This is a genomic window from Saccharomonospora saliphila YIM 90502 (genome assembly GCF_000383795.1).
In the GTDB taxonomy this organism is placed as follows: domain Bacteria; phylum Actinomycetota; class Actinomycetes; order Mycobacteriales; family Pseudonocardiaceae; genus Saccharomonospora; species Saccharomonospora saliphila.
Genome location: NZ_KB912637.1, coordinates 1 through 1,566, shown reverse-complemented (window position 1 = coordinate 1,566; position 1,566 = coordinate 1). Strand labels below are relative to the sequence as shown.

The window sequence follows — 1,566 nt, the reverse complement described above, 5'->3', positions numbered from 1 at the left end:
GTGCACGCAGAGCGAGCGCGGGCGCAGGGCGAGCACGCTCGCGTCCACCGCGGTGACGGTGCCCTCCAGCGCCATGCGCAGGCTGCGCTCGACCACCTCGTCGGGCTCGCGCACGAGGGCGTGCGGCTCAGCGCGCGGCACCAGCCTGCCGTCCGGGGTGTAGGAGCGGTCGGCGAACGATTCCGTGACGGTGCGCAGGCCCGCCGCTTCCGCGCGGCGTAGCAGTTCGGAGCCCGGCAGCCCGAGCAGCGCCAGCCCCGGGTCGTAGCGGCGCACCGCCTCCACCACCGCCTCCGCCTGCTCCCCGTGGCCGACCACGGCGTGGTAGAGCGCGCCGTGCGGCTTGACGTAGCGCACGGCCGACCCGGCGACGCGAGCGAACCCGTCGAGCGCCGAGAGCTGATAGAGGACGTCGTTGACGAGGTCGTGCGGGTCCATGTCGATGAACCGGCGCCCGAACCCGGCCAGGTCCCGGTACCCGACCTGGGCTCCGATGGCCACGCCACGCTCGACGGCCCGCTCGGTCACCCGCCGCAGCACGGACGGGTCGCCCGCGTGGAACCCGCAGGCGACGTTGGCGCTGCTGACGACCTCCAGCAGCGCCTCGTCGTCGCCGAGCGGCCATGCGCCGAAACCCTCGCCCAGGTCGCTGTTCAGGTCGATCACCGCGTCGTGCACACGGCCAGCGTAGCGCTCTCACCGCGCGGTCCCGGTCGACGTGCCCGGCGCGGTCCGGGTCGGGGTCCGGGTCGACGTACCCGGCACGATCCGGGTCGCCCGGCGCGGTCCGACTTCGCGCGACGAACGTGCCCCCGGCACTCAACAGCGACAGCGTCCCGTGCGTTTCCCGGACGAAACGATCAACCGGAGAAGGGAGCGGCAGTGCCCGACCGCTTCGAGGAGTTCGTGGCGCGCCGTCTCGATCGCCTCCTGCGCTATGCCACCGCGTTGACCTGTGATCCGCACCTCGCCCAGGACATCGTCCAGGAGGTACTGGTGCGGGCCCAGCCGCGCTGGAGACGAATCGCCACGATGGACGCGCCCGAGCTCTACGTACGCCGCATGGTGACCAACGAGTACCTGTCGTGGCGCAGGCGCCGGGCCGCCCGGACCGTCGCCACCACCCACGAAGCGCTGGAGGCTCTGGCGGGACCGGTGGCCGACCACGCCGTCCGCCACGCCGAACGGGACGCGATGCGGGCCAGGCTCGTGTCACTGCCCCGCAAGCAGCGCGCCGCGATCGTCCTGCGGTACTACGAGCACTTCACCGACGCGGAGATCGCCGAGGTGTTCGGCTGCGCGGCCGGAACCGTGCGCAGTCACATCTCCCGTGCCCTGACGACACTACGGACCCTCGACGTCGGCGGCGAGCCGCGCCGTCCGGCCGTGAAGGAGGCCCTCCATGAATGACGAGCGCATCGAGCCACTCATCCGTGACGCGGTGCGGCACGAGGCGGACCGTGCCGTCGACCCGGCCGTGGTGGCCGCGGCGGTGAATGCCCGGACACACCGCACGAGTCGTGGGGCGATCGCGGCGGTCGGCGCCGCCGTGGCGCTGGCGGTGGC

At 73.2% G+C, this 1,566-nt stretch carries 2 protein-coding genes; one reads left to right on the top strand and one right to left on the bottom strand.

What is annotated here, in order from left to right:
• A partial coding sequence (locus SACSA_RS0104980; protein WP_019814045.1) for a LamB/YcsF family protein occupies nucleotides 1-678 on the bottom strand: 678 nt, incomplete at its 3' end.
• Between the two features lie 204 nt (nucleotides 679-882).
• Between SACSA_RS0104980 and SACSA_RS0104975 the strand changes: the two genes are divergently transcribed.
• Nucleotides 883-1,410, top strand: coding sequence for a SigE family RNA polymerase sigma factor (locus tag SACSA_RS0104975; protein ID WP_019814044.1), 528 nt, complete (start codon nucleotides 883-885; stop codon nucleotides 1,408-1,410).
• The last annotated feature ends 156 nt before the right edge of the window (nucleotides 1,411-1,566 follow it).